At 71.8% G+C, this 23,986-nt stretch carries 23 protein-coding genes and 1 pseudogene; 4 read left to right on the top strand and 20 right to left on the bottom strand.

The window, feature by feature from the left end:
* Nucleotides 1-86: 86 nt before the first annotated feature.
* The 3 genes from JNW91_RS13960 to JNW91_RS13950 all read right to left on the bottom strand — a co-directional run bounded on the left by JNW91_RS13960 (nt 87) and on the right by JNW91_RS13950 (nt 2,175).
* On the bottom strand, nt 87-380 hold the full coding sequence (locus JNW91_RS13960) for a ubiquitin-like small modifier protein 1 (RefSeq protein ID WP_309244356.1): 294 nt from the start codon (nt 378-380) through the stop codon (nt 87-89).
* Nucleotides 364-1,449, bottom strand: coding sequence for a WD40/YVTN/BNR-like repeat-containing protein (locus JNW91_RS13955; protein WP_203175308.1), 1,086 nt, complete (start codon nt 1,447-1,449; stop codon nt 364-366). The genes JNW91_RS13960 and JNW91_RS13955 overlap by 17 nt, the downstream gene beginning before the upstream one ends.
* An 87-nt stretch (nt 1,450-1,536) precedes the next feature.
* Nucleotides 1,537-2,175, bottom strand: coding sequence for a DNA-3-methyladenine glycosylase (locus JNW91_RS13950; RefSeq protein WP_203175306.1), 639 nt, complete (start codon nt 2,173-2,175; stop codon nt 1,537-1,539).
* 185 nt (nt 2,176-2,360) lie between these two features.
* Here JNW91_RS13950 and JNW91_RS13945 point away from each other — a divergent pair, with 185 nt between their 5' ends.
* The 3 genes from JNW91_RS13945 (at nt 2,361) to JNW91_RS13935 (ending at nt 3,781) form a co-directional block, all read left to right on the top strand.
* Nucleotides 2,361-2,816: a hypothetical protein gene (locus JNW91_RS13945; RefSeq protein WP_203175304.1), complete on the top strand. Its 456-nt coding sequence runs from the start codon at nt 2,361-2,363 to the stop codon at nt 2,814-2,816.
* Between the two features lie 83 nt (nt 2,817-2,899).
* Nucleotides 2,900-3,325: a DNA-binding protein gene (locus JNW91_RS13940; RefSeq protein ID WP_203175303.1), complete on the top strand. Its 426-nt coding sequence runs from the start codon at nt 2,900-2,902 to the stop codon at nt 3,323-3,325.
* 102 nt (nt 3,326-3,427) lie between these two features.
* Entirely contained in the window at nt 3,428-3,781 is a 354-nt protein-coding gene (locus JNW91_RS13935) for an MmcQ/YjbR family DNA-binding protein (RefSeq protein ID WP_203175301.1), read from the top strand.
* Between the two features lie 43 nt (nt 3,782-3,824).
* Here the strand turns inward: JNW91_RS13935 and argH are convergent, their stop codons facing one another.
* The 11 genes from argH to JNW91_RS13880 form a co-directional block, all read right to left on the bottom strand.
* Nucleotides 3,825-5,288, bottom strand: coding sequence for an argininosuccinate lyase (gene argH, locus JNW91_RS13930; protein WP_203175299.1), 1,464 nt, complete (start codon nt 5,286-5,288; stop codon nt 3,825-3,827).
* Nucleotides 5,289-5,364: 76 nt separating this feature from the next.
* Nucleotides 5,365-6,576, bottom strand: a complete 1,212-nt coding sequence (locus tag JNW91_RS13925; protein ID WP_203175297.1) for an argininosuccinate synthase — start codon at nt 6,574-6,576, stop codon at nt 5,365-5,367.
* Nucleotides 6,573-7,088, bottom strand: a complete 516-nt coding sequence (locus tag JNW91_RS13920; RefSeq protein WP_203175296.1) for an arginine repressor — start codon at nt 7,086-7,088, stop codon at nt 6,573-6,575. The genes JNW91_RS13925 and JNW91_RS13920 overlap by 4 nt, the downstream gene beginning before the upstream one ends.
* A complete protein-coding gene (gene argF / locus JNW91_RS13915; protein ID WP_203175295.1) occupies nt 7,085-8,020 on the bottom strand; it encodes an ornithine carbamoyltransferase in 936 nt (311 codons plus the stop codon). Before argF ends, JNW91_RS13920 begins: the two co-directional genes overlap by 4 nt.
* Nucleotides 8,017-9,243 carry an acetylornithine transaminase gene (locus JNW91_RS13910; protein ID WP_309244355.1) on the bottom strand — a complete coding sequence of 409 codons (1,227 nt, stop codon included), beginning with the start codon at nt 9,241-9,243 and terminating at the stop codon, nt 8,017-8,019. The genes argF and JNW91_RS13910 overlap by 4 nt, the downstream gene beginning before the upstream one ends.
* Nucleotides 9,240-10,145, bottom strand: a complete 906-nt coding sequence (argB, locus tag JNW91_RS13905; RefSeq protein ID WP_203175292.1) for an acetylglutamate kinase — start codon at nt 10,143-10,145, stop codon at nt 9,240-9,242. Before argB ends, JNW91_RS13910 begins: the two co-directional genes overlap by 4 nt.
* Nucleotides 10,146-10,200: 55 nt before the next feature.
* Nucleotides 10,201-11,373: a bifunctional glutamate N-acetyltransferase/amino-acid acetyltransferase ArgJ gene (gene argJ, locus JNW91_RS13900; RefSeq protein WP_203175290.1), complete on the bottom strand. Its 1,173-nt coding sequence runs from the start codon at nt 11,371-11,373 to the stop codon at nt 10,201-10,203.
* Nucleotides 11,370-12,371: an N-acetyl-gamma-glutamyl-phosphate reductase gene (gene argC / locus JNW91_RS13895; RefSeq protein ID WP_203175288.1), complete on the bottom strand. Its 1,002-nt coding sequence runs from the start codon at nt 12,369-12,371 to the stop codon at nt 11,370-11,372. Before argC ends, argJ begins: the two co-directional genes overlap by 4 nt.
* A gap of 153 nt (nt 12,372-12,524) precedes the next feature.
* Nucleotides 12,525-13,187 carry a hypothetical protein gene (locus tag JNW91_RS13890; RefSeq protein ID WP_309244354.1) on the bottom strand — a complete coding sequence of 221 codons (663 nt, stop codon included), beginning with the start codon at nt 13,185-13,187 and terminating at the stop codon, nt 12,525-12,527.
* 164 nt (nt 13,188-13,351) lie between these two features.
* A complete protein-coding gene (locus JNW91_RS13885; protein WP_203175285.1) occupies nt 13,352-15,652 on the bottom strand; it encodes a hypothetical protein in 2,301 nt (766 codons plus the stop codon).
* The gene (locus JNW91_RS13880; protein WP_238424953.1) at nt 15,649-16,596 is read right to left on the bottom strand and encodes a hypothetical protein; all 948 of its coding nucleotides are present in this window, start codon (nt 16,594-16,596) and stop codon (nt 15,649-15,651) included. The genes JNW91_RS13885 and JNW91_RS13880 overlap by 4 nt, the downstream gene beginning before the upstream one ends.
* 49 nt (nt 16,597-16,645) lie before the next feature.
* On the opposite strand from JNW91_RS13880, the gene JNW91_RS13875 reads away from it, so the two are divergent.
* Nucleotides 16,646-17,524: a Crp/Fnr family transcriptional regulator gene (locus tag JNW91_RS13875; RefSeq protein ID WP_238424952.1), complete on the top strand. Its 879-nt coding sequence runs from the start codon at nt 16,646-16,648 to the stop codon at nt 17,522-17,524.
* A 42-nt stretch (nt 17,525-17,566) separates the two neighbouring features.
* Here the strand turns inward: JNW91_RS13875 and pheT are convergent.
* From pheT to infC, 6 genes and pseudogenes are all read right to left on the bottom strand, one after another.
* Nucleotides 17,567-20,145, bottom strand: a pseudogene (gene pheT / locus JNW91_RS13870) (phenylalanine--tRNA ligase subunit beta).
* A 40-nt stretch (nt 20,146-20,185) separates the two neighbouring features.
* On the bottom strand, nt 20,186-21,253 hold the full coding sequence (gene pheS, locus JNW91_RS13865) for a phenylalanine--tRNA ligase subunit alpha (protein WP_203175284.1): 1,068 nt from the start codon (nt 21,251-21,253) through the stop codon (nt 20,186-20,188).
* A gap of 219 nt (nt 21,254-21,472) precedes the next feature.
* On the bottom strand, nt 21,473-22,270 hold the full coding sequence (locus tag JNW91_RS13860) for a TrmH family RNA methyltransferase (protein ID WP_203175283.1): 798 nt from the start codon (nt 22,268-22,270) through the stop codon (nt 21,473-21,475).
* A gap of 83 nt (nt 22,271-22,353) precedes the next feature.
* Nucleotides 22,354-22,746 carry a 50S ribosomal protein L20 gene (rplT, locus tag JNW91_RS13855; protein WP_203175274.1) on the bottom strand — a complete coding sequence of 131 codons (393 nt, stop codon included), beginning with the start codon at nt 22,744-22,746 and terminating at the stop codon, nt 22,354-22,356.
* Between the two features lie 32 nt (nt 22,747-22,778).
* Nucleotides 22,779-22,973: a 50S ribosomal protein L35 gene (gene rpmI / locus JNW91_RS13850; protein ID WP_007458415.1), complete on the bottom strand. Its 195-nt coding sequence runs from the start codon at nt 22,971-22,973 to the stop codon at nt 22,779-22,781.
* 20 nt (nt 22,974-22,993) lie between these two features.
* Entirely contained in the window at nt 22,994-23,644 is a 651-nt protein-coding gene (gene infC, locus JNW91_RS13845; RefSeq protein WP_203175272.1) for a translation initiation factor IF-3, read from the bottom strand.
* Nucleotides 23,645-23,986: the final 342 nt, after the last annotated feature.

Raw genomic sequence — 23,986 nt, 5'->3', positions numbered from 1 at the left:
ACTATTCCGCGGGCGGCGTATCGCGGGGTGGCGCGGGTCACCCCCGATAACGGACATACCTGCCCGGACGTGGTTCCGCTGTCGGCTCAGCCGCCGGCGACCGAGGGCAGCACCTGCACCTCGGCGCCCTCGCCGACCGGCGTGGCCAACCCGCCCGAGTGCCGGCAGTCCTCACCGTCGACATAGACGTTGACGTAGCGACGCAGCTCGCCACGCTCGTCGCGCAGCCGCCGAGCCAGCCGGGGATGCTCGACGGCCAACTCGTCGAGGACCGCCCGCAGCGTGCCGACCGCGGGGACCCTCAGCCGGCTGGCGCCACCGGCCTCGCCCCGAAGCGGGCCGGGGAGCAGCACGGTGACCACGTCAGACCGCCGCGGCACGGACGCAGAGCACATCGGGCAGGTGCGCGGCCACCAGGGACCAGGAGTCACCCTCGTCGCGGCTCGCGTAGACCGAGCCGGAGCGGGTGCCGAAGTAGACCCCACCGGGCGTGGCGTCGTCGGCGCACATCGCGTCGCGCAGCACGGCCGGGTAGAACGGCCCCTCGGGCAGCCCGACCGACAGCGGCTCCCACTTGCCGCCGGCGTCGGCGGAACGGAACACCCGGCAGCGGTGGTCGGTCGGGAACCGCTCGCCGTCGGCCACCAACGGGAAGGTCCACACCATGCCGCCGCGCCCCGGGTGGGCCACCATCGGGAAGCCGAAGTCGCTGGGCAGCCCCTCGGCGATCGAGGTCCAGGTGCGGCCGTCGTCGTCCGAGCGGTAGACACCGTGGTGGTTCTGCGCGTACAGCCGTTCGGGGTTGCCGGCGTCCCGGGCGACCTTGTGCACGCACTGGCCGAACTCCGGCCACTGGTCGGGCATGAAGTAGGCGCGGATGCCGGTGTTGCCCGGCGCCCAGCTCGCCCCGGCGTCCTCCGAGCGGTAGACCCCGCCGGTGGACATGGCGACCAGCAGCCGAGCCGGGTCACGCGGGTGGGGCAGCACGGTGTGCACGGCCTGACCACCGAAGCCGGCCTCCCACTGCGGGCGGTGCGGGTGGTCCCAGAGGGAACGGACCAACTCGAAGCTGCGGCCCCCGTCGGTGGACTTGAACAGCGCCGAGGGCTCGGTGCCGGCCCAGACGACGTCCGGCTCGTCCGGACCGGCCGGCATCAACTGCCAGACCCGCCCGAGGGTCGCTTCGGTGTCGGCCGGGAACGCGACCGGCGCCTGGTCGGGCTCGTCCCAGGAAGCGCCGAGGTCGTCGCTGGTGGCGACGCTGGGCCCGAAGTGCGAACTGGTCATCCCCGCGAGCAGTCGCGGCGTGGAGCGCCGGGTGTCGACCGCGACCGCGTAGACGCCGGTCATCGGGAAGTGCGGGCCGCTGATCTCCCAACTGCGCCGGTCGTCGGCGCTGGTGGCGAGAAACAGACCCTTGGCCGTACCGATTGCGAGCAGCGTTGCCATGACGTCCTCCGAGCCATCGACGGGTAGGTGCCGTGATTATGGCCACACCCTCCGACAGATCCACCCGGGCACACGCCGCGCGGTCGCTCAGCGCCGTGTGCGGGGCACGTGCCGGCGGTACGCGCTGACCGTCGGGTCGCCGTCGAGCCAGAACCGCCACGGAAGATCGTGCGCTCCGGTCACGCCGACCCGTGGGCCGGCGGCCACCGCCTCCGGCGGCACCGGAACCGTCGGGGGACGCAACCGGACCGGCCCGTCGCCGAGCAGGTACCCGCCGTAGGCGGCGCGGTCGATGCCGAGCGTGGCGCAGAGCCGGGCCGGCCCCCGGGCCAGGTCCACGTCCCGACGCACGGCCGGTCGGCGGGCCCGTGCCGTGGCCAGCCCGTCGACCACCGCGCCGGCGCGCAGCAGGACCGCCGAGGCCTCCCCCTCGACCCCGGTGACCACATTCATGCACCAGTGCATCCCGTAGGTGAAGTAGACGTAGGTGTGCCCGGCGGGCCCGAACATCACCGCGTTGCGCGGCGTGCGTCCGCGGTGCGCATGCGAGGCCGGATCCCCGGCCGTGCCGGCGTACGCCTCCACCTCGGTGATCCGGACGGTGACCCCGCCGGCGTGCAGCAGGCAGCCAAGCAGCCCACGCGCGGCCGGCAGCAGCGGGCCGGCGAGCAGGTCCGCGAGCGCCGCGCGGTCGTCGGCGGCGAGGTCGCCGGGCAGCAGGTCCATGGCTCGACGGTACCCAGCGCGCCGCCCCGCCACCGCATCGGCGGGACCGGGACGACCGGCCGGGTCACCGCACGGACGTCCAGCGTTCATCCACTGCACATCGGCCCACCGAAACCTTCGACCCGCCCGGGGTGTGTGACCGGTGTCGTCGCAGGGCGCGGCGACGGACCCGGAAAGGAACCACCATGACCGTACGCAGCTTCCGTCGGCCACTGGTCACCATCGGCCTGATCGCGGCCGCCGCCAGCCTCGCCTTCGCGCCGTCGGCCAGCGCCAGCGCCCCGTTGCGCGCCGCCGCCCTGACCGACGGGGCTCCGCTGACCGCGGTCGCGCTCGTCGGCACCGGAAAGATCGACGCGAACGGCGCGGCGGTCCACGTCCCGGTCACCCTCACCTGCTCGCAGCCCACCCAGGTCGAGCTGACGATCAAGGTCGCGCAGGCGATCGGCGAGTCGGTGCGGACCGGCACGACCATCCGCAAGGTCGCGTGCGACGCCACCACGCAGAAGATCCGGATCGCGGTGACCGCGACCGAGCTTCCGTTCGCCCCCGGCGTGGCGTTCGGCGTGGTGACCGGCAACTCCTGCGACGCGTTGTGCAACTCCCTCACCGACGAGCACCGCTTCGACCTGTCGCTGTGAGCCGGGGCGGCGCGCGGCAGGACCGCGCCGCCCCGCTTCAACAATCTGTTGACAACATAGCGTTGATGCGTTGGGATCGGGGTATGACGACCGACGAGCCGTTCACCGCGCCGGACCCGGCCCGAGCCCGCGCTCACCGCACCCACGAGGCGCTGCAGCGAATCAGCGAGCGGCACGCCGGCACCGACGCCCAGCGGGGGCGCTGGGCCCACCCGTACGTGCTCGACCCGTGGGAGGCGGTCGCCCTGGTCACCGCGCTGGCCGCCGGCGGGGCGGAGCGGGAGCCCCTGGAGGAGCCGGTCGACGGCGCCGACCTCGCCGCCGCGCTGACCCTCCTGCCGCACGTCCGCGCGGAGCTGGACGCTCTGGAGGCGGGGCTTCTGACCCTGGCTCGCGATCGGGGGCTGACCTGGCAGGCCATCGCGTACGGGTTGGGTCTGGGCAGCGCGCAGGCCGCCCGGCAGCGCTACGAGCGGGTCGCGGCCCGCTCCGCCGAGCAGACCGGCTGACCCCGGCCGGCCCCCTCAGCGGTGGTGACCCGATCGGCACGGCGCGCGCCGAGGGGCACCCGGGCGGGCAGACTGTGCGCACGACGATTCCGGGAGGCACGCATGGAGCGCGCGGAGATGCTGGCGTACTGCCTGGCCAAGCCGGGGGCGTGGCTGGACCGGCCCTGGGAGGGCGACGAGGTGGTGAAGGTGGGCAGCCGGATCTTCGCGTTCCTCGGCAACGGCGATGGAAGGCCCACGGTCGGCATCAAGTGCGGTCCGACCCGGGAGGTCGCCGACGAGTGGCTGCACCGCCACCCCGACGATGCCCGCCCGATGCCCTACATCGGCCGGTCCGGGTGGAACACGCTGCGCCTGGACGGCGGGATCGACGTCGACGAGCTGACCGAGGCGGTCGACGCGTCGTACGACATGGTGGTGGCGAAGCTTCCCAGGCGGGAGCGTCCGACGGCCTGAACCGACCGTGGCGCCGGCGACCCGCGCCGGCGCCACGGTGAGATCAGCGGGGTACGACCCGCTCGGTGGCCCACTCCCGCCAGCTGGCCAACCGGTCCGCGGCGGCGGCGAGCTGGTCGGCGACCGGGCCGGGGCCGGTCGAGCCGGGGGTGGTCCGGGCCGCGAGGGCCGAACGCACCGAGAGCACGTCACGCACCGACGGGTCGAGGTGCTCGCTGACCGCGGCCAGGTCGGCGTCGGAAACGTCCTCCAGTTCACAGTCCCGGGCCGCGCAGAGCGCCACCAGCCGGCCGGTGATCTCGTGGGCGTCGCGGAACGGCACGTTGCGCCGGACCAGCCAGTCGGCGACCTCGGTGGCGAGGGAGAAACCCACCGGCGCGGCGGCGACGAGGCGGTCCACCCGGACCGTCATCGTGGAGATCATGCCCGCCAGGGCCGGCAGCAGCAGCTCCAGGGTGTCGACCGCGTCGAAGGCGGGCTCCTTGTCCTCCTGCATGTCCCGGTCGTAGGTCATCGGCAGGCCCTTGAGCATGGTCAGCACGGTCATCAGGCCGCCGACGAGCCGGCCGGACTTGCCCCGGGCGAGCTCGGCGATGTCCGCGTTCTTCTTCTGCGGCATGATCGACGAGCCGGTGGCGAACGCGTCGTCCAGTTCCACCCAGCCGAACTCGTGCGAGGTCCAGAGCACCACCTCCTCGCCGAGGCGGGACAGGTGCACGCCGATCATGGCGGTGGCGAAGAGGAACTCGGCGACGAAGTCCCGGTCCGCGACGGCGTCCATCGAGTTGGCGAACGACGTCCGGAAACCCAGCTCCTTCGCCACGGCCACCGGGTCCAGTGGAAGCCCGGAACCGGCGAGGGCGCCCGCGCCGAGCGGGCTGATCGCGGCCCGGTGGTCCCAGTCGCGCAGCCGTTCCAGGTCACGCAGCAGCGGCTGCACGTGGGCGAGCAGCCAGTGCCCGAAGGTGACCGGCTGCGCGTGCTGAAGGTGCGTCATGCCGGGAGCCGCGGTGTCGACGTGCCGCTCGGCCTGCTCGACCAGCGCCTCGGCCAGCTCGACGAGGCGGCTGGCCACACCCCGGGCGTGATCGCGCAGGTAGAGCCGCAGGTCCGTGGCGACCTGGTCGTTGCGGGACCGGCCGGCGCGCAGCTTGCCGCCGAGGCTGCCGAGCCGCTCCAGCAGGCCACGCTCCAGCGCGGTGTGCACGTCCTCGTCGTCGACGGTGGGGCGGAACGACCCGGAGGCACAGGCGGCTTCCAGGTCGTCCAGGGCGGCCAGGATCCGGCCCAGTTCCTCGGGGTCGAGCAGGCCGGCCCCGGCGAGGACCCGGGCGTGCGCCCGGGAACCGGCGATGTCGTACGGGGCCAGGCGCCAGTCGAACTGCACGCTCACCGACAGTCGGGCGAGCGCTTCGGCAGGGCCGCCGGCGAACCGGCCACCCCACAGGCTCGTCCGGTTGGTGCCGGCGCTGTTCTCGGTGAGGCTCTTGTCGTCCACGCCGCCCATCATTGCTCTGCTTGCCTTTCGCTCGCGACTGCGGGGCTCACTCGCTGCGCTCGCTCACTCCTCGCGCTCGCACGTGTCACTGTCCGCCACCGCCCAGCCGGGCGTCCCGCGCGGCGGCCATCCGGCTCGGTAGGCCCCACAGTTGCACGAAGCCCTTCGCCAGCGACTGGTCGAACGTGTCGCCGGTGTCGTAGGTGGCCATTCCGAAGTCGTACAGGCTCGCCTCGGAGCGCCGACCGGTGACGGTGGCGCGTCCGCCGTGCAGGCTCATCCGTACCTCACCACTCACGTGCCGCTGCGCGTCGTCGATGAACGCGTCCAGCGAGTCCTTCAACGGCGAGAACCACAGGCCGTCGTACACCAGCTCGCCCCAGCGCTGGTCCACGCTCTTCTTGAACCGGGCCAGGTCCCGCTCCACGGTCACCGCCTCCAGCTCCTGGTGGGCGGTGATCAGCGCAATCGCGCCGGGCGCCTCGTACACCTCGCGGCTCTTGATACCCACGAGGCGGTCCTCGACCATGTCGAGCCGGCCGACGCCGTGCGCGCCCGCGCGCCGGTTCAGCTCCAGGATCGCCTGGTACGGGGTGACCGTCTCGCCGTCGATCGCCACCGGCACGCCGCCGTCGAAGGTGATCACGACCTCGTCGGCGTCGCGCGGCTCGGCCGGGTCGGCGGTGTACGCGTAGAGGTCCTCGATCGGGGCGTTCCAGATGTCCTCCAGGAAGCCCGTCTCGACCGCGCGCCCCCACAGGTTCTGGTCGATGGAGTACGGCGACTTCGCCGACACGTCGATCGGCAGCCCCTTCTCCTCGGCGAAGGCGATCGCCTTGTCGCGCGTCCAGGCGTAGTCCCGGGCCGGCGCGATGATCTTCAGGTTGGGGGCGAGCGCGTTCAGGCCCACCTCGAACCGGACCTGGTCGTTGCCCTTGCCGGTGCAACCGTGCGACACGATGGTGCCGCCGTGCTGACGCGCCGCCGCCACCAGATGCTTGACGATCAGGGGGCGGGACAGCGCCGACACCAGCGGGTAGCGGTCCATGTAGAGGGCGTTGGCCCGGATCGCCGGCAGGCAGTAGTCGGCGGCGAACTCGTCGCGCGCGTCGACCACCTCGGACTCGGCGGCGCCGCAGTCCAGGGCGCGCTGCCGGATGGCGTCGAGGTCCTCGCCGCCCTGCCCGACGTCGACCGCCACCGCGATCACTTCGGCGCCGGTCTGCTCGGCCAGGTAGGGAATGGCGACGGAGGTGTCCAACCCTCCGGAGTACGCCAGGACGACCCGCTCGGTCATGGTGTGCTGTTCCCTTCGACGTTGTCTTCCCGGCGGGCCCAGCCCGAGAGCTTCTCACCGAGCGCGGCCCCGCCGACGGCCTCGCGGGCCACCACGAGGATGGTGTCGTCGCCGGCGGTGGTGCCGACGATCTCGGGCAGTCCCGCTCGGTCCAACGCGCTGGCCAGGTACTGGGCTGCGCCCGGCGGGGTGCGCAGCACGGCGATGTTGCCGCTGGAGTCGACGCCGTTGAGCAGCTCGCGCAGCAGTCGCACCAGCCGGGCCGGTGCGGCCTCGGCGTCGCGGAGCGGCCGGTGGCCGTCCTCGGGGATCAGGTAGACCGCGGGCCCGTCGCCGCCGCGCACCTTGACCGCGCCCAACTCCTCCAGATCCCGGGAGAGGGTGGCCTGGGTGACGCCCACACCGTCGGCGGCGAGCAGGTCGGCCAGCTCGGTCTGCGAACGCACGGCCCTGTCCCGGATCAGCTCCACGATCCGGGCGTGCCGGGCGGCGCGGGTCAGCGGGGCGGTCACCGGGTCGTCCCGGTGACGGTCAGCAGGAACGTCAGCAGTGCCTTCTGGGCGTGCAGCCGGTTCTCCGCCTGGTCGAAGACCGCGCTCTGCGGGCCGTCGAGCACCTCGTCGGTGATTTCCTCACCGCGGTGCGCGGGCAGGCAGTGCAGCACGATCGCGTCCGGTGCGGCCCGACCGAGCAGTTCCTTGTTGACCTGGTACGGCAGGAACGGCGTGACCCGGTCCAGACCGTCGGCCTCCTGACCCATCGACGTCCACGTGTCGGTGGCCAGCACGTCGGCGTCGCGGACCGCCTCGACCGGGTCGGTGAGCACCCGTACCGATCCGCCCGTGTCGCCGGCGATCCGGGCCGCCCGCTCCACCACGGCCTCGTCCGGCCCGAACCCGGCCGGCCCGGCGATCCGCACGTGCATCCCGGCCGTCGCCCCGGCCAGCAGGTACGACTGCGCCATGTTGTTCGCGCCGTCGCCCACATAGGTGAGGGTGCGGCCGGCCGTGCCGCCGCACCGCTCCCGGATGGTGAGCAGGTCGGCCAGCAGTTGGCAGGGGTGGAAACCGTCGGTGAGCGCGTTGACCACCGGCACGGTGGCGCCGCCCGCCACCTCGGCGATCCGGTCGTCGCCGTGGGTCCGCAACACGATCGCCGCGACGTAGCGGGACAACACCCGCCCGGCGTCCGCGAGGCTCTCGCCGCGGCCGAAGTGGGTGACCTGGGTGTCCACGACCAGGGGGTGCCCGCCCAACTCGGCGATCCCGGCGTCGAAGGAGATCCGGGTCCGCAGACTCTGCTTGTCGAAGAGCACCGCCACCGAGCGGGGGCCGACCAGCGGCTGGTGGCCGAACCGGTCGGCCTTCATCCGCGCCGCCAGGTCGAGCACCGTCGACTGTTCGGCGGGCGAGAGGTCGTCGTCGCGCAGGAAGTGCCGGATCATGCGGTCGTCCCCATCGTGGTGGGCTGCGTGGCTGGTTCGGGTCGCGCGCCGGCCGCCGGGGCCGTCACGTCGAGGGCCGCGGGAAGCGCGGCGAGGAAGTCGTCCACCTGGGCGACGGTCAGGATCAGCGGCGGGGCGAGCCGGAGCACGTCCGGCTGCACCGGGTTGACCAGGAAGCCGGCCTCCCGCAGCGCCTCGGCGAGGACCTTCGCCACCGGCGCGGTGAGCGTCACGCCCAGCAGCAGCCCGGCGCCGCGTACGCCGTCGATCAGCGGATGGCCCAGCGCCTCGATGCCCCGGCGCAGCCGTTCCCCGACGCGCTTGACGTGGTCGAGCAGCCCCTCGTTGGCGACGGTCGCCACCACGGCGAGCGCCGCCGCGCAGCTGACCGGGTTGCCGCCGAAGGTGGTGCCGTGCGAGCCGGGGGTCAGCAGGTCGGCGGCCCGGCCGAAGGCCAACGTGGCGCCGATGGGCAGCCCGCCGCCCAGCCCCTTGGCCAGCGTGACCACATCCGGCTCCACGCCCTCGGCCTGGTGCGCGAACCAGTGCCCGGTACGACCGATGCCGGTCTGGACCTCGTCGAGCACCAGCAGCGCGCCGTGTCGGGCGGTGATCCGCCGTGCCGCGGCGAGGTAACCCGCCGGCGCGACGACCACACCGTTCTCGCCCTGGATCGGCTCCAGGATCACCATCGCGGTCGCGTCGGTGACCGCCGCCTCCAGTGCCGCGACGTCGCCGTACCCGACGTGGGTCACGTCGCCGGGCAGCGGGCGGAACGGGTCGGCCTTGGCCGGTTGGCCGGTCAGCGCGAGAGCGCCCATGGTGCGGCCGTGGAAGCCGCCCACGGTGGCGACAACGTGGCTGCGCCCGGTACGCCGGGACAACTTGAACGCCGCCTCGTTCGCCTCCGCGCCGGAGTTGGCGAAGAAGACCCGACCGGGCCGGCCGGCGAGGGCCAACAGCAGCTCGGCCAACGCGACCGGCGGCTCGGCCACGTAGAGGTTGGAGACGTGCCCGAGCGTGGCGACCTGCTTCGACACGGCGGCCACCACGGCCGGGTGGGCGTGGCCGAGGGCGTTCACCGCGATGCCGCCGACCAGGTCCAGGTACTCCCGTCCGGCGTCGTCGACCACGACGGCGCCGGAACCGGACACCAACGCCAGCGGCGGCGTCCCGTAATTGTCCATTATGGACTGCGTCCAGCGCTGCGCCAACGTGCTCACGACGCGACCATCCCGTCTCCCGGCACCACCATCGTTCCGAATCCTTCCGAGGTGAACACCTCAAGCAACGTGGAGTGCGCCACCCGACCGTCGACGACATGCGCGGCGGGCACTCCCCCGCGCACCGCCCGCAGGCAGGCCTCCATCTTGGGCACCATCCCCGACTCGAGGCTGGGCAGCAGTTTGGCCAGGTCGTCCCCGGTGATCTCGGAAACCAGGCTGGTGGTGTCCGGCCAGTCGGCGTACAGGCCGGCCACGTCGGTGAGCACGACCAGTTTGCGGGCCCGCAACGCGATGGCCAGGGCGGCCGCGGCGGTGTCCGCGTTGAGGTTGTGCAGCACCCCGTCGGCGTCCGGCGCGACCGTGGAGATCACCGGAATCCGACCGGCGTCGATCAGGTCGGTCACCGCCGACACGTCGACCGACTCGACGTCACCGACCTGGCCGACGTCGACGGGTTGCCCGTCCACGTACGCCGGACGACGCACCGCGGTGAACAGCCGGGCGTCCTCGCCGGACAGGCCGACGGCGAACGGGCCGTGCGAGTTGATCAGCCCGACCAGTTCCCGGCCCACCTGCCCGACCAGCACCATCCGGACCACGTCCATCGCCTCGGCGGTGGTCACCCGCAGGCCGCCCCGGAACTCGCTGACGATCCCGAGCCGGCCCAACATGGCCGAGATCTGCGGACCGCCACCGTGCACCACCACGGGCTTGAGGCCGGCGTAGCGCAGGAAGACCATGTCGGCGGCGAACGCCCGCTGCAACTCCGGGTCGGTCATGGCGTTGCCGCCGTACTTGACCACCACGGTGGAGCCGGAGAAACGCGCCAACCAGGGCAGCGCCTCGATCAGAGTCTCCGCCTTGACCTGGGCGCGGGCGAGGTCGGTGCTGAGGCTCACCGGACCGACCTTTCGTTCGCGACTGCGGGACTCCGCTTCGCTGCGTTCCTCGCGCTCACGTCGAGTACGCCGAGTTCTCGTGCACGTACCCGTGGGACAGGTCGTTGGTCCAGATCGTCGCGGCCGACGTGCCGGCGTGCAGGTCGATGCGGATGGTGACGTCCCGCCCGGTCAGGTCCACCTTCGAGCGGTCCTCGGCGGCGGCGCCGCCACGGCACACCCACACACCGTTGACGGCGACGTCCACCTCGTCCGGCTCGAACGCGGCGGCTGTGGTCCCGACCGCGGCGAGGATCCGGCCCCAGTTCGGGTCGTTGCCGAACAGCGCGGTCTTGACCAGGTTGTTGCGGGCCACCGAGCGGCCCACCTCGACCGCGTCGTCCTCGTCGGCGGCGCCCACCACGTCGATGGCGACCTGCTTGGTGGCGCCCTCGGCGTCGGCGATCAACTGCTGGGCCAGGTCGTGGCAGGCCGCGGTGACCGCGGCGGCCAGCTCCGCCGGCGTCGGCTCGATGCCGCTCGCGCCACTGGACAGCAGCAGCACCGTGTCGTTGGTGGACATGCAGCCGTCCGAGTCGACCCGGTCGAAGGTGACCCGGGTGGCCGCGCGCAGCGCCCCGTCCAGCACGTCCGGCCCGGCGACCGCGTCGGTGGTGAGCACGCAGAGCATGGTGGCCATCCCCGGCGCGAGCATCCCGGCGCCCTTGGCCATGCCGCCGACCGTCCAGCCGCTCCCTCGCGCCACAGTGGTCTTCGGTCGGGTGTCGGTGGTCATGATGGCCTCGGCGGCGGCCTGGCCGCCGTCCCGGGAGAGCCCCCGGATCGCCGAGCGGACCCCCGGCAGCAGCTTCGGCATCGGCAGCCGCTCACCGATCAGGCCGGTGGAGCAGACCGCCACCTCACCGGCGCCGAGGATCAGCCGCGGGCTGACCGAGGTCAGCGCGGCGGCGGTGTGCTCGGCGGTGGCGTGCGTGTCCTGGAAGCCGGCCGGGCCGGTGCAGGCGTTGGCGCCACCGGAGTTGAGCACCACCGCGCGAACCACGCCACCCTGGACGACCTGCTCGCTCCAGAGCACCGGCGCGGCCTTGACCCGGTTCGTGGTGAAGACACCGGCGACACCGGCGTCGGGGCCGTCGTTGACCACCAGAGCGACGTCCGCGCCACCGCTGGCCTTCAACCCGGCGGCCACCCCGGCCGCCCGGAACCCCCGAGGGGTGGTGACGCTCATGGTGCGACTCCCCAGATCGACAGGCCCGTCGTCTCCGGCAGGCCGAGCATGAGGTTGGCGTTCTGCACGGCCTGGCCGGCCGCGCCCTTGCCCAGGTTGTCCAGCGCGCTCAGCACGATCAGCCGGCCCGAGTCGACGTCGACGGTCGCCTGGAGGTGGCACGAGTTGGAACCCAGCGTGGCGGCCGTGTGCGGCCAGCGGCCCTCCGGCAGCACGTGCACGAACGGCGCGTCCGCGTACGCCCGCGCCAGCACCTCCTGCGGGTCGACGCCGCGCGCCGGCGTCGCGGTCACCGTGGCGAGAATGCCGCGCGGCATCGGCGCCAGGACCGGCGTGAACGACAGGCCGGTCGCCCCGGACGCCTGCTTGATCTCCGGCACGTGCTGGTGGGTGCCGACCCGGTACGGCGACAGGTCGCCCATCACCTCGCTGGCCAGCAGGTGCGCCTTGGTCGATCGCCCGGCGCCGGAGGTGCCGGAGGCGGCGACCACCACCACGTCGGCGGGGCTGGCCGCGCCATCCGCGATCAGTGGCGCGAGCGCCAGGGTGATCGCCGCGGCGTAGCAGCCGGTGTTCGCCACCCGGGTGGAGCCGGCGATCAACTCCCGCTGACCGGGCAGCTCGGGCAGGCCATAGGTCCACTGCCCGGCGTGGGTGCCGCCGTAGTAGTGGGCCCAGGCGTACGGGTCGGCGAGCCGGTGATCGGCGCCCAGGTCGACGATGCGCACCTCGGACGGCAGGCGGGCCGCGAGGGCAGCCGACTCACCGTGCGGCAGGGCCAGGAAGACCAGGTCGGCGTCGGCGAGGGTCGACGGGTCGGTCTCCCCGAGCACCAGGTCGAGCCCGGTGAGCTGCGGGTGCACCACGTCGACGCGGTGCCCGGCCTGGCTGTGCGCGGTGGCGGCGACCAGGTCGAACTCCGGGTGCCCGGCAATCAGGCGCAGCAGCTCGCCGCCGGCGTAGCCGCTCGCACCGGCAACCGCGACTCGGATCCCCATACTCACCTCCGCATGACTATGCAGAGGAGATTAACAACAGCGGCCTCGGACTGCAAGTTCATGCAGAGTAATGCATGGCAATGAGCTGGTGGGCTCCTTTCGCAGGCGCTGGGCGTCCTCTGCCGGAATTGTCCACCAGAGGACGCCCCGATCTCAGTTCACCCGCTCGGACAATCCGTGCTGCCGCTCATACGTCCTGAGTGCCGCGTCCCAAGCCTCCGTGTACTCGCTCGGTCCCATACCAAGATCGCCGTGCCCCCGGACCGCCTCGCGCAGGAGCTTCAGGAGATCGGGAACAGTTTCCCGACGTTCCTCCACGTACCGGCGGAACACCTCGGCGAACTGATCGCCGGTCAACCGTGCGGCATGTGAGGTGACCGGATCGTCCTCGAGATTTTGCAGCACCGCGCACCAGCGACGAGTCAGCTCATCCGCCTGGGTCGCCCTGATCTTCTGCAACTCGTGATCACACTCAAGCCTGATGCGATCCTCCCAGTACGGCCGGAGGCGCTCCCGGACCCGCTCGTCCGGGCTGACGCGAATCAGCACACCGAAGTGAGGCAGGGCACCCTCGCGCGGCCAGCGTTGGCCACCGAGACGGCTGTTCAACGCACGCTCGAGGTCGTGCGAGCGGTGCGGTTCGTGTTCACGTGCCAGGTCCACCGCCCGCTCCCGGACGATCCCGGCGGCCCAGCCCAGATAGCGCTCGGCGCGCAACCGAAGCTCCTCGTAGATCATGTTCTGCGCGGTCCAGTCGTAGACGACGTGCAGGCGGAAGTCGAACGCATCCCCCTTCGCCGGCACCAGGATCGGCACCTGGACGTCCTGACGGAAGGTCACCGTGGCGGGAACGACCGGCGGTGGCGGAGCGGGAGGTAGCGGAAGCTCGGCTGGCGGGAAGAGCGCATGCCACCAACGACGGCGTTGCACCTGCCTGGGTAGGGATGGTCTCGTGCCGGGACCACCGGCGGGGTCCATGGTCATCGCGTCTCCTCATCGATAATTCGTCGTACGTCGTCGAGCAGGTCGTTGTGGGGCATCACGGGACGCCATACGTGGCGGAGCTGATGGTCCAGGCGATGACACAGTGCAGGCTGTCCAGCGATCACGTGACGCACGAGTTCAAGGCACTGACTGGCGACGGCTGGCTGCTGGTCCGCCCGGTCCAACCAGAAGCCGAGGGTTCGCCACGATCGGTACGCAGTTTTTGGCAGGCTGAGGGCGGTCGCCCAGAGGATGGCCAGGTCGGCCAGGTCGATCGTTCGCTGGTCCACCAGGTGCAGCAGCTCCGGCCATTGCTTTCTAGGCGGTTCTGCCCATCGGTCCGCGAGCACCCGCAGGGTCCGCGCGGCGTGGAGTTGCACCTCGGGGTCGACGGACGCGGTCCAGTCCACCAGCGCCGGCACAACGCTCGCCGCGTGACCGTTGCGGTACACCTCGACCAGCCCCCGGACGACGGAGTTGTTCCGCCGCTGCATTCGGGCCTGCGCCACCTGGCGCAACTGAACCAGCGCCGACTCCGGCCAGAGCCGGGCCAGCCCGAGACTGTACGCACGTGCCACGGTGTCCCGCAGGTGGGCTGCCGAACCGGCTGCCCACTGACCGAGTTCGGTGTGAACCCGAGTGCGCAGCGCAGGCTGCATCGCCATGGCGACCAGTACGATGGCTGCGGCCTGCCGAACCCCTGCCCGCCGTTCGCGGGCCAGTTCCCCCACGGTGTCGAGGGCTGACTGCACGTCGCGTGTCGCCGACCAACCGATGGCGCCGGCTGCGGCCTGTCGGACCGCCGGAAGGTCCCCGCGGATCAGGTCCGCCAACCAGTCGAGCAGCTGTTTGGGCGACCACCATTCTGTCCACGCGACGTCCAGCAACGCCGACCGGAGTGGCTCGGCGCCGGCCGAGAAGTCGAGCCGGCACCCACCCGGCACGCGCGCGTCGTTCAGCCGTGTGACGGCTTGGCCGAGTGTTGGCCCCAACAATGCGTCGAGCACCGATCCCCGAAAGGGGGCGCTGCTCGATGCGGGCTCCTGGAAGTCGAATCGGGCCAGCCGTTGAGCTGCCTGATGTATCTCGGTCACGGGCTGCCCGGCAAACACGGCGCACGAGAGGCGGAAGGCGCGCACCTCATCGGGGGGCCACGCGTCGACCTCATCGTCGCCGCGTCGCACGGCGAGGATCTCGAGCGCGCGCTCCCGCAGTTGAAGCGGCAGAAACTGCTCCAGCCGCTCGGCAAGTGCGCCGCCCTTGGGGACCGTCCGGGCAATCATCGCGACGACCTCGAGGACCTCGCCGGGCCGAGGTTCGCTGGACAGGTAAACCGACAGCAGTGGATGCCCGACACAGTCCTCATCCACATATCTCTCCACGCAGCGGCCGTCGCACGTGCCCGTGCACCAGCCGACACACTGCCCTCTGAGCTGATGGCGAAGCTGCGCCCGAAACACCTCGGCCGCTGAGGGCGAGTTGTGTTCCACGACGTGGCCGACGAGGTCGTGCTTTCGCCGGGAGAAGTCCCCGACCAGGATCAGCGTCGTACCGGAGGTCTCGGCCCTGGCGGCCAGCGCCACGAGCGTGAACCCGTCGACCTCGCGGAGAGCGACCTCGCTCAGTCGAAGCACGTAGCCGTGCCCTGGGGGCAACGGCGCATCCGCGCCGAGCAGATCGGCCAGCTGGTCGACACCGAGCACCCGGACCCGCTCGAAACCGTGTCTCCGGGCCACCGCCAGGGTGGCCGAAGTGAACCGTCCGCTCCCGACCGGACCGGAGAGGCAGACTAGGTGGTGATGCTGGAGATGGTGGTCGAGCCGCTGGTCGCTCGGCGCGTACGCGTACCCGCTCGCGGTGTCACGGACAGTGGCCTCGACGAGGGTCTCGAACCAGACGCGCCCGGCACCGTCGGATCGTCCGGCGGTGACGTTTACCGTTCCAATGGCTACAGCGCCAGTACCGGTGGCGTTCTGCCCCTGCACCCGAACGTCGCCGACATCGATGGTCGAACCGCCCAGCAGGCCAGCCAGCCTGCGCAGCACTTCCCCAGGGTCCAGGAGGTCGTCCGGCTCATCCTCCTCCGGTGGCTCCTCGGCAGGCTCCGCCACCGAAGCCAGCTCATCCTCGCCATCGACGGACTCAACTGCTACTGATCCGTCCCCGATTCCGCGAACCGCACCATCGTCGACGTCGCCGAGCGGGTCATCGCCAGAGGGCTCCTCCAACACGTCGTGCCAGAGGTTGTCCAGGTCGCGCTCACTGCCGGCGGAGGCCGGGGCGTACCGGCCGCTCATTGAGGGTTGCCTCTGCTCGTGCCGAAGTTCGCGTCGCGCCCTAGTGAGCCGATCGCCGTCGCACCTGATCCGATCGCGTTCTGCCCCTTGACGCGGATGTCGCCGGTACGAATTTCACCGTGCTCTGTGGCGCTGTTGGCCGCCTTCTCCTCCGTGGTGTCCACCAGCTTCTCCGCGGCCTGCGCAGCATCCTCCCCGAGGGTCGGCGAGACGCCCGGGACCACGACGGCGGTGAGATCCTCGTCCACCACACAGAGCCAGGCGTACTCGCGGAAATCCTTGTCCGGGTGTGCCACTTCGATCCGCACGAAACGCTCCGGGCGCATCTCCTCCGGATATTCGGTGACCACGTCACGGAATATCTCGGTCGAGACGACGAGCGCCACGCCGGCTTCGGGAAATGTGGCCAACGCCCTCTTGATGGGCTCGGCCTCGCACAGCCGACAGACGAAGATGACGGCGTTGCCGGGAAAGCCGTTCGCACCATCCAGGTGTACCAAACCCTGGTGCACCGCCACCCTGAGCCGGATCCGGGCGGCCGGGAGGCGGCTGCTGTTGTGGTTGCGCAGCCGCCGGTTCAGCTCCGGCACGAACCGACCGATGACCCGGGACTCGGACACCTCGCGCGGCACGACCGCGAGTTCGCCGTCGCCCGCCTGCTGGGTCGTCCAGGCCACGCGGTCCAGGCCCACAGCCCCGGCGGCCTCGTGCAGCAACTCTCGGAAATACCGCTGCGCCTCATACTGCTGGAGGTTGCTCCGTCGGCTGTACCTCTCCATATCCACGGATATCAGCAATCGTCGCTCGGGATGTTGCATCAAGCTCCCGCCCCTCTCCACCGGCTCACCCAGCGGGCAAGCACCGCAGAAGCCATCGAACCGGCGAGGGCTGATCGGGATCCCGTAGAAGTACGGCATCACCGCCGAAAGTTGAGAATCAGTCATCCCGTCCTGTTGGGGAGTCCGCTACACACCCGGGCGATGTCCTTGTCGCATGAGGACGGATCTGGTGGAGCTGCTGCTCACCCTCGAATGGTCACCGATGGCGGTGCTGGTGTTGATAGCCGTTCGCCTGCTGGTCGAGCTGGCCGCCGACACAGGGGCATCGCGCTCCGCTCACGAACGGCTACGCTTCGGCGGCTGGAGAAGGAGGCCGCAGATGCGACGACCACACGAACCGTCCGGCGGCGACTGGCCCTACGGCACGTTCCTGCAACGGCTCGCTCCACCGGTTCGGATGACGCTTCTGGGGCTGGGTGTCCGTCGTCAGGTTCCCGCCGGGCAGATCGTGATCCACGAGGGCATACGGGAATCTCACCTGGTGCTCCTCGAAGAGGGCCTAACCAAGATCACCGCCACGCTGCCGGACGGTCGGTCCGCCCTGCTGTCACTCCGGGTCGGAGGTGACCTCGTGGGCGAGATGTCCGCGCTGAACGACGAGCCCCGCTCCGCCACCGTCACGACCTGCGGTCCGGCGAAGTACAGCGTGATCCAGCCTGACCGGTTCAAGCGGTTTCTCAAGGAACATCCCGACGCTGCCCTCGAACTCGCCGCGATGGTGTCCGACCGGCTGCGCTGGTCCAATCGACGCCGGATCGACTTCACCTCATACCCGGTGAAACTGCGTGTCGCCCGAGTGGTCGCCGAACTCTGCCGCACCCACGGTCGGCAAGGCCCGGACGGCATCATCATCGACGTTCGTCTCACACAGCCCGACCTGGCCACCATCTGCGGCGCCTCCGAAACGTCCATTCAGAAGGCGCTGCGGGAGCTACGGACAGACGGGTTGGTCGACACCGACTACCGCCGGATCACCGTCCGCGATCTGCCGAGCCTGCGCAAGCTCGGCAAGCTGGAATCCAGCGACGACTGACAGGCCCCTTCCTGCGTCACCGGAAAGGGCCTGTCAGCTCCGTCAGGCGCCGCGCAGGGTGGCGCCGAAGCGCTCCGCCGCGACGGCCACCGCGGCGTCCCGCGCCGCCACCGCCTCCTCGACGGTGAGCGTCCGGTCCGGCGCCCGGAAGGTCAGCTTGTACGCCAGGGACCGGCGACCGGCGCCGAGTTGCGCGCCGGAGTACACGTCGAACAGCCGCACGTCCTCCAGCAGCTCACCGGCGCCCGCCTCCAGGGCCCGGCGCACCTGCTCGGCCGGCACCGACTCGTCCACCACCAGGGCCACGTCGATCAGCGCCGGCGGGAAGCCGGAGACCGTCGGCGCGGGCGCCACCGGGGTCGCCGGCAGCGCGTCGAGGTCCAGCTCCATCGCGCAGGTGCGGCGGGGCAGCTCCAGCGCCGCCACCACCGCCGGGTGCAGCTCACCGGCGTGCCCGACGACCGCGCCGTCGACCCGCAGCTCGGCGCAACGGCCGGGGTGCCACGGGGCGTACTCGCCGCGCGCACCTCGACCCGCTCGTCGGGGATCCCGGCGGCGGCCAGCACGTCACGGGCCGCCTCGATCGCGTCCGCCCAGCCGGCCGGTCGACCCGCACCCCACCAGCCGGCCGGGTCGACGTCACCGGTCAGCACCACCGCGACGTGCACCGGCTGCGCCGGTACGACCGCGTCGGCGGCGGCGAACTCCGCGTCGGTGGGTCGCCGGTCCACGCCCATGGCCGGCGGGCTGCCGGCACCGGGGCGCGGATGGAAGACCGCGCCGATCTCGTACAGGGCGAGGTCGCGGTGGCCCCGGCCGAGGTTGCGCTTGAGGATGCCGAGCAGCGGACCGAGCAGCGTGGTGCGCAGCAGCGGCTCCTCCTCGGACAGCGGGTTGGCGAGGCGCACCGCGGGCCGGCGCGGGTCGTCGGCCGGCAGGCCGAGCTGGTCGGCCAGCTCGGGCGAGACGAACGGGTGCGCGAGCACCTCCACGTACCCCCGCTCGGCCAGCGATCCGGCGACGGCCCGGCGCCGACGCTGCCGCGGGGTCAGGCCACGCCCGGGGGGCGCGGTCGGCAGCACCGACGGCACCTTGTCGTACCCGTCGAGGCGCACGACCTCCTCGACCAGGTCGGCCGGGTCGGTCAGGTCGGGCCGCCAGGTCGGCGGGGTGACGCTGAGCGCCGCCCCGGCGCCGCTGGCCACGCCGACGGCGCCCGGGTCCTCGGACAACCGGTCCGCGCCCTGCGCGACGGTGCAGCCCACCCGCTCCAGCAGGGCGACGACCCGCGCCGGCGGGTACTCGACGCCGACCCGCCGGGTGGGCAGGTCCGCCGGCAGGGTGATCGGGGTACGCGGCCGGACGTGGTCGATGTCCAGGACCTCCGCGCTCGGAGTGCCGCCGCCGTGCTCGGTGAGCAGCCCCACGGCCCGCTCCAACGCGACCAGCGCCACGGCCGGGTCGACGCCCCGCTCCCAGCGCTTCGCGGCCTCGCTGAACAGCTTGTGCCGGCGCGCGGTCCGCCCGACCATCGCCGGGTCCCAGTGCGCCGCCTCGAAGAGCACGGTGGTGGTGCCGTCGACGACCTCGCTGGTCTCGCCGCCCATCACCGCCGCGAGGGAGATCGGGACGCCGCCGCCCTCGCCCCCGACGGCGTTGTCCAGCCCAGCGTCGCAGATGACCATGTCGTCGGCGGTGAGCACCCGGGTGACCCCGTCCAGGGTGGTCAGCTTCTCCCCCGCCTCGGCGCGGCGGACCACCAGCGACCCGACGATCCGGTCGGCGTCGAAGGCGTGCATCGGCTGGCCCAGTTCCAGCATCACGTAGTTGGTGATGTCGACCGGCAGCGAGATGCTGCGGATGCCGGCGGTGACGAGCCGCTGCTGCATCCACGACGGGGTGGGCGCGCTCGGGTCGACGCCACGGACCAGTCGGGCGGTGAACCGGTCACAGCCGACCGGGTCGCGCACCTCCACCGGGTACGCCGGGGTCTGCGTGCCGCCCGGGGCGGGCGCCAGGGCCGGGTCGCGCAGCGGCACGTCGAACGCGTGCGACAACTCCCGGGCCAGGCCGCGCAGGCTGAGCGCGTACCCCCGGTCCGGGGTGATCTCCAGCTCGAGCACCACGTCGTCGAGGCCCACGACCGGCCGCGCGTCGTCGCCCGGCTTGGCCGTCACGTCCGACCCCAGCACGATGATGCCGGAGTGGTCGTCGCCCAGGCCCAACTCCTTCGCCGAGCAGATCATGCCGGCCGAGTTGTGCCCGTACGTCTTACGGGCGCCGATGGCGAACCCGCCGGGCAGCACACCGCCGGGCAGGATCACCACCACCCGGTCCCCCACGGCGAAGTTGCGCGCCCCGCAGACGATCTCCTGCGGTTCGCCGGTGCCGTTGGCGTCACCGACGTCCACCCGGCAGAACCGGATCGGCTTCTTGAAGCCGGTCAGCTCCTCGATCTCGCGTACCTCGCCGACGACGAGCTGGCCGGTGACGGTCGCGGCCAGGTCCACCGCGGACTCGACCTCGATGCCGAGGTTGACCAGGGCCTGCTCCAGGTCACCGGTGGGCAGGTCGGCGGGGAGGTCGACGTACTCCCGCAGCCAACTGACAGAAACTCGCATGACTTCAAACCACCGTTCCCGTGTCTCGTACCCGCATCGCCTACGCCCCGGCCCCGAGCGCCCGGCTGAACCGCACGTCTCCCTCGAAGAGGTGGCGGATGTCGCTGACCCCGTGCCGAACCATCAGGGTCCGGTCGATGCCCATGCCGAAGGCGAATCCGGAGTAGACCTCCGGGTCGACGCCGCAGGCGCGCAGCACCCGCGGGTTGACCATGCCGCAGCCACCCCACTCGACCCACTGTGGGCCGTCGCGGTGCTCCGGGAACCACACGTCGAACTCCGCCGACGGCTCGGTGAACGGGAAGTAGTGCGGCCGCCACCGGGTCTTCGCCTCCGGGCCGAACATGGCCCGGGCGAAGTGGTCCAGCGTGCCCCGCAGGTGCGCCATCGTGATGCCCTTGTCGACCACCAGACCCTCGGCCTGGTGGAACACCGGGCTGTGGGTGGCGTCGATCTCGTCGGTGCGGTAGACCCGGCCGGGCACGATCACGTAGATCGGCGGCTTGCGGCTGAGCATGGTGCGGGTCTGCACCGTCGAGGTGTGCGTGCGCAGCACCAGGCCGGAGCCCTCCGGTGCGATGTGGAACGTGTCCATCAACCCGCGCGCCGGGTGGTCGGCGGGGATGTTCAACGCGTCGAAGTTGACCCACTCCAGGTCGACCTCGGGCCCCTCGGCCACCTCGTAGCCCATCCCGACGAAGAGGTCGCTGATCGACTCCATCAGGGTGCTCAGTGGATGCCGGGCGCCTCGCGGACGCCGGGCGTACGGCAGGGTGACGTCCACCCGCTCCTCCACCAGCACCCGCTCGGCCTGCTCGCGCTCCACCACCTCGGCGCGGTCGGCGTAGGCGGTCTCGATCGCCCGGCGGGCCTCATTGACCCGCTTGCCGGCGTCGGACTTCGCGGCCGGCGGCAGCGCGCCGATCTCCCGGCGGGCCAGCGAGACCGGCGACCGGTCCCCCAGGTGCACCGAGCGCAGCGCGGTCAGCGCGTCCGGGTCGGCGGCGGCCTCGAACGCCTTCGTGGCGTCCGCGACGGCCTCGGCCAGGGCGGCGGGGTCGAGCAGGGCGACCTGCTTCGGGTCGTACGGATCGTTGCGATAGCTCATGGCGTACGGGCACTCCCTCACGGCGGCGCCAGCCCTCACCGGGGCGGCTAAGCGAGTCTACGGACGCGCGGCTGCGCCGCAGCCCGCCGGTAGGAGTTGCGCAGGGAGCAGGTCAGGCCCGCCGCCCGCCGACACCGGCGGGCTGGCTAAACGAACGCCGTGGCGCGTTCATCGACGGACGCTCTCCCCTGCTGTCTGTCGCGCCGGGTGTGGACACCATCAGCGCTGTGCTCTCGCTGAAGCGTACAGGCAGACCGCGGCGGCCGCAGCCAGGTTGAGGCTCTCCGCGCGCCCGTAAAGCGGCACCCGCACCCGGGCGTCGGCGGCGGCGGTCAACTCCTCGGGCAGGCCGTGCGCCTCCGAGCCGAACAACCACGCGGTCGGCCCGACGAGCCGGCCGTAGTCGGTCAGGTCGTCCAGGTCGTCGTCGCCGTACCCCGTGGTGGCGAAGATCGACAGCCCGGCGGCCCTCAGCGCGTCGACCACCGCGAGCGGGTCGGGCGCGCGGACCACGTCGACGTGGAAGAGGCTGCCGGCCGACGCCCGCACACACTTGCCGTTGTACGGGTCGACGGCGTCTCCGGCGAAGACCACCGCACCCGCGCCGGCCGCGTCGGCGGTGCGCAGGACCGTGCCGGCGTTGCCCGGGTCGCGGATCTCGGCGAGCACCGCCACGAGGCGGGGCGCACCCGCGAGGGCCTGCTCCAGCGACACGTCGAGGTGTCGGCAGACGGCGACCAGCCCCTGCGGGGCGACGGTCTCGGCCAGCGCGGCGAGGGCGTCGTCGGTCACCTCGGAGACCGGCACGTCGGCGCGGGCCGCCGCGGCGGCCAACTCCGGGTACCGGTCGAGCGCGGTGGTCGTACCGAACAGTTCGGTGACCACCCCCGGCCGCGCGAGGGCCTCGCGGACCGCCTGCGGGCCCTCGGCCAGGAACCGGCCGGTGGCGTCGCGGTCCCGGCGGCGTTGCAGGCGGCGGGCGGCGACAACCCTGGGGGTACGCGGGGTGAAGGCCATGGTGTGCGCTCCTCCGGCACGATCGAGGCGCCCCCCGGACGGCGGTGCCGACCCGGGAGACGCCTCGCTCTGGTGCGGGGGGATCAGGCGGCCTGAGCCGCCGCGCCGCCGGTGCCCTCGGCCGTGACCGCGGTCCGGGCCAGCTCGACGATCGCCGCGAACGAGGCGGCGTCGTTGACAGCCATGTCGGCCAGGATCTTGCGGTCGACCTCGATGCCGGCCAGACGCAGGCCCTGGATCAGACGGTTGTAGGTCATCCCGTTGGCCCGGGCGCCCGCGTTGATCCGCTGAATCCACAACTGCCGGAAGTCGCCCTTGCGGTCGCGACGGTCCCGGTAGGCGTACTGCATCGAGTGCAGCACCTGCTCCTTGGCCTTGCGGTACAGCCGGGAGCGCTGACCGCGGTAACCGCTCGCGGTCTCCAGCAGGGTACGACGCTTCTTCTGGGCGTTCACAGCCCGCTTGACGCGTGCCATCTCAACTCCTTATTACGTAAAGGTGGCGCGCGTCAGCGGCCGAGCAGCTTCTTGATGCGCTTGACGTCGGCCTTGGCCAGCACGACCGTGCCGGTCAGCCGGCGGGTCTGGGTGGAGGGCTTCTTCTCCAGGTTGTGGCGGAGGCCGGCCTGCTGGGCAACGATCTTGCCCTTGCCGGTCACCTTGACCCGCTTACCCATACCCGTGTGGCTCTTCATCTTCGGCATGTGGAACGTCTTCTCCCCTGTTACTCGCCGCTGGTGTCAGCGGCGAGGCCGGTGTCACCGGCTGCTGCGGTCTCGCTGACCGCCGCGGTCTCATCGGCTTCCGGAGCGGCGGACTCGTCCGCTGCCCGGTCCCGAGGTCCGCCGCGGGACGCCGTAGCGGCGACCGCGGAGGCCTTGACGGCCCGATGCGGGGCGAGAACCATGATCATGTTTCGGCCGTCCTGCTTCGGAGCGGCCTCGACGTATCCCAGGTCCGTGATCTCGGACTCGAGCCGACGCAGGAGCCGGTAACCCAGCTCCGGGCGGCTCTGCTCGCGACCGCGGAACATGATCGTCACCTTGACCTTGTCGCCCGCCTTGAGGAACCGCACCACGTGACCCTTCTTGGTCTCGTAGTCGTGCGGGTCGATCTTCGGCCGAAGCTTCATTTCCTTGATGACGGTCTGCTGCTGGTTACGCCGCGCTTCGCGCGCCTTCAGTGCGCTCTCGTACTTGAACTTGCCGAAGTCCATGAGCTTGCACACCGGCGGGCGCGCCATCGGCGCAACCTCGACCAAATCCAGATCGACGTCCGCGGCCAGCTGAAGGGCGCGCTCCAGTGGGACGATGCCCACCTGCTCACCCTCGGGGCCGACCAGACGGACCTCACGTGCCCGGATCTGATCGTTCACGCGTGGTTCGACGCTGATGGGGCCTCCTCGAGTCGTTTCTGCTCAGTTGCCGACCCCCGCGGCTCCCGGGTGGGAACCAACCCGGAAAGCAGAAGGCCCCGGCGCATGCCAGGGCCCGCTCGACCGGTCGGCACGATCACAGGATCGCGCATCCGGCACCGGGACGTACCCGGAACCGGGGACCGGACCCGGCCACCGTAGCGGCGACTCGGGTGGGAGCAGGCGCTCCGCTTTCGTGGCTGTCTGCTCGCACGCGGAGACAGCCTGGTCGACTCGATAACACTACACCCCGGCCCCGGTCACCCCCAAACCGGACACGACCTGGGGGTCCGCAGCGCCGGC

The sequence above is a fragment of the Micromonospora parastrephiae genome (genome assembly GCF_016802865.1).
GTDB lineage: Bacteria > Actinomycetota > Actinomycetes > Mycobacteriales > Micromonosporaceae > Micromonospora > Micromonospora parastrephiae.
Note: the sequence above shows the minus strand (reverse complement) of the source record. Positions and strands in the feature narration are given on the sequence as shown.

Coding starts and splice junctions, on each gene's coding strand:
- JNW91_RS13945 (WP_203175304.1), top strand. CDS start 2,361: ATGACCGTACGCAGCTTCCGTCGGCCACTGGTCACCATCGGCCTGATC.
- JNW91_RS13940 (WP_203175303.1), top strand. CDS start 2,900: ATGACGACCGACGAGCCGTTCACCGCGCCGGACCCGGCCCGAGCCCGC.
- argJ (WP_203175290.1), bottom strand. CDS start 11,373: ATGAGCGTCACCACCCCTCGGGGGTTCCGGGCGGCCGGGGTGGCCGCC.
- JNW91_RS13880 (WP_238424953.1), bottom strand. CDS start 16,596: ATGACTGATTCTCAACTTTCGGCGGTGATGCCGTACTTCTACGGGATC.
- argC (WP_203175288.1), bottom strand. CDS start 12,371: ATGGGGATCCGAGTCGCGGTTGCCGGTGCGAGCGGCTACGCCGGCGGC.
- JNW91_RS13935 (WP_203175301.1), top strand. CDS start 3,428: ATGGAGCGCGCGGAGATGCTGGCGTACTGCCTGGCCAAGCCGGGGGCG.
- rpmI (WP_007458415.1), bottom strand. CDS start 22,973: ATGCCGAAGATGAAGAGCCACACGGGTATGGGTAAGCGGGTCAAGGTG.
- JNW91_RS13860 (WP_203175283.1), bottom strand. CDS start 22,270: ATGGCCTTCACCCCGCGTACCCCCAGGGTTGTCGCCGCCCGCCGCCTG.
- JNW91_RS13955 (WP_203175308.1), bottom strand. CDS start 1,449: ATGGCAACGCTGCTCGCAATCGGTACGGCCAAGGGTCTGTTTCTCGCC.
- argH (WP_203175299.1), bottom strand. CDS start 5,288: ATGGGCGGCGTGGACGACAAGAGCCTCACCGAGAACAGCGCCGGCACC.
- pheS (WP_203175284.1), bottom strand. CDS start 21,253: ATGAGCTATCGCAACGATCCGTACGACCCGAAGCAGGTCGCCCTGCTC.
- argF (WP_203175295.1), bottom strand. CDS start 8,020: ATGATCCGGCACTTCCTGCGCGACGACGACCTCTCGCCCGCCGAACAG.
- JNW91_RS13950 (WP_203175306.1), bottom strand. CDS start 2,175: ATGGACCTGCTGCCCGGCGACCTCGCCGCCGACGACCGCGCGGCGCTC.
- JNW91_RS13875 (WP_238424952.1), top strand. CDS start 16,646: ATGAGGACGGATCTGGTGGAGCTGCTGCTCACCCTCGAATGGTCACCG.
- rplT (WP_203175274.1), bottom strand. CDS start 22,746: ATGGCACGCGTCAAGCGGGCTGTGAACGCCCAGAAGAAGCGTCGTACC.
- JNW91_RS13885 (WP_203175285.1), bottom strand. CDS start 15,652: ATGAGCGGCCGGTACGCCCCGGCCTCCGCCGGCAGTGAGCGCGACCTG.
- JNW91_RS13925 (WP_203175297.1), bottom strand. CDS start 6,576: ATGACCGAGCGGGTCGTCCTGGCGTACTCCGGAGGGTTGGACACCTCC.